Below are 2,115 nucleotides of genomic sequence, written 5' to 3'. Positions count from 1 at the left end.
GGCCCGCCGGGGCCGGCGCACCGGGGGCACCGGGTGCCCCGGGCGGCGGGGGCACGCCCGGGCCGGGGGTGTCCCGCAGGCCGGGGGGCACGGTGGAGTGCACGGCCGTCCTCGGCAGCGCGCTGCCCTGCGGCATCACCGAGGTACGGGCCTCGGCGCCGGCGGGGGCGGCCGGCGTCCCGCCGTCGGAGTCCTCCCGGCCGGAGGCCCCGGCGGTTCCGTCGCCCCCCTCGGCGGGGGCGGGGCCCGTACCGGGGAAGCCGCCGGAACCGCCCGGCGGCGGTGTCCCCATCCCCGGCGGTGGGGTGTCCTCGCGCAGCACCGGGGTGGAGTACACGGTGTCCGGCGGGGCGACCGACTCCGCGCCGTCACCACTGCCGGAGGTGTCGGCCGCGTCCCAGGGCGACGCGCCGGTCGGCACGGGCGGGCTCGGCGGCGCGGTCGGCACGGGGGTCGCGCCGGGAGGCGTGGCCCCGGCTCCCGTCCCCGTCCCGGCGGAGCCGGTGTCCGCGGCCCCCGACCGCTGGTCGGGGATGCCCGCCCGGTCGGCCGCCTCCTGCAGCCACTGCGGGGGCGTCAGCAGGAACGAGGTCTTCTCCAGGTCCATCGACGCGGCCGGGGCGGGAACCGGCGCCGGGGCGGAACCCGCGGCGCCGTACTCGGCCGTCCACGCGGCGATCACCTCGTCCACCGGCAGGGCCGGCCACAGGGTGGTCTCCCCGCTGTCCCGGGCGATCACCAGCCGCCCGCCGGCGGGAGGGGTGCCCGCCGGGGCATCGGCCCACACGACGAAGCCCCGGTCGAACTCCCGGATGCCCACCGCGCGGTGCGGCGCCTGCGGATCGAACTCGGACACCCACTGCTCGGCCCGCTCGCGGGCCTGCGCGAAGGTCACCATCGGGCGCCTCACCCCTCCACCGGGACGGAGCGCGCGAACCCGCCGTCCACCATCAGATCGGCCACGGTCGTCAGCTCCGGCGGATTGCCCGCCAGCCGCAGCAGGAACTCGTCGAAATCGGCCGCGCACGGCAGCAGCAGCTCCGCCATGCGCTCCTCCACCCCGACCCCGTCGCGGTCGCGGGCGTCGTCGTGCGGGCACAGCCACACCGAGCCGGTGCCGCTGCCGCGCGTCTTCACCGCCAGGATGCCGCCCTGCACGAAGCACACCCCGAGGTAGTCCTTGGTCAGGTGGTCCCGCAGACACTTGTTCGCGTAGACCAGGTCGTTGACGTCCGGTTCGTCGCGCAGCGTCCAGAACGGTTGGTCGAGCAGGATGCCCAGCTCGGCGTAGAGGGCGACCCCCTGCGGGGCGCTGCCGCCGGCGGCCCGCAGGAAGGAGCGGTAGGCGTCGGGCAGCCGGTAGCCGAGCTTCTCCTCGGCCGCCCGGACGCGCTCCTCCGGCACGGCGATCGAACGCGGCACGGTGAAGTGCGCGGGGCGGGTCTCGGCCAGCGGCCGGGTGCCGCGCTTGTGCTGGTCCACCGAACTGGTGGCGATGCCGCCGTGGTGCCGCAGCAGCGCCTTGACCTCGGCCGGGATCAGCTCCAGCCGCCGGGTGCCGGCCACGTGGTGCCAGGTCCAGCCGTGCGGTGTGGCGACGGCGGGCAGATCGGCCCACAGTTCGTGACCGGCGGCGTGCAGGGCGGCGTTGGCGGAGACGTAGTCGGTCAGCCGCAGCTCGTCCACGCCGAAGCCCTCCGGCGGCTCGGCGATCTCGGCCGCCGCCCGGGCGTAGGCGGAGAAGTCCGGGTAACCGGCGTCGTCCACCGGCACGCCGTCGGGGTATCGGCCGGCCCGCACCGGGTCCGGGAAGCGCACCACCTGGCCGGCGTAGGCCCTGTTCGGTGGCGCGGCCTGCTGTCCGAGCCGGCCTGTCGTCATGGCGTCTGCCCCCTGCTGGTCCGTCCTGTTCGGGCACAGCCTAGGACCTCACCGGGGCGCCGGCACCGGGTGACCGGGGACGATGAAGGGGCGGTGACCCGCGTCAACCGGTGGAAAAGCTCCCGAATCCGGCGAACCGGGCGCGGGTTCGACCGGTGTCCGGTCCCGGGAGCGGCGGTGCGGCGATCGACGCGGAGCCGGTGGCGCGGGTGTCGGGGGTGGGCGGTCGGCTCG

The 2,115-nt window shown here is 76.9% G+C and carries 2 protein-coding genes; both read right to left on the bottom strand.

Annotation, left to right across the window (positions count from 1 at the left end):
• Positions 1-898: SUKH-4 family immunity protein (locus FOE67_RS23710; protein WP_498370717.1), on the bottom strand; the 898-nt coding region annotated here is incomplete at its 3' end.
• A gap of 8 nt (positions 899-906) precedes the next feature.
• Positions 907-1,881: an SMI1/KNR4 family protein gene (locus tag FOE67_RS23705; RefSeq protein WP_182666877.1), complete on the bottom strand. Its 975-nt coding sequence runs from the start codon at positions 1,879-1,881 to the stop codon at positions 907-909.
• Between the last annotated feature and the right edge of the window lie 234 nt (positions 1,882-2,115).

This window comes from Streptomyces calidiresistens, from assembly GCF_014141525.1.
Lineage (GTDB): Bacteria > Actinomycetota > Actinomycetes > Streptomycetales > Streptomycetaceae > Streptomyces > Streptomyces calidiresistens.
Note: the sequence above shows the minus strand (reverse complement) of the source record. Positions and strands in the feature narration are given on the sequence as shown.

What these genes read in the sequence shown, in the direction of transcription:
- FOE67_RS23705 (WP_182666877.1), bottom strand. Translation starts at nt 1,881, where the DNA reads ATGACGACAGGCCGGCTCGGACAGCAGGCCGCGCCACCGAACAGGGCC.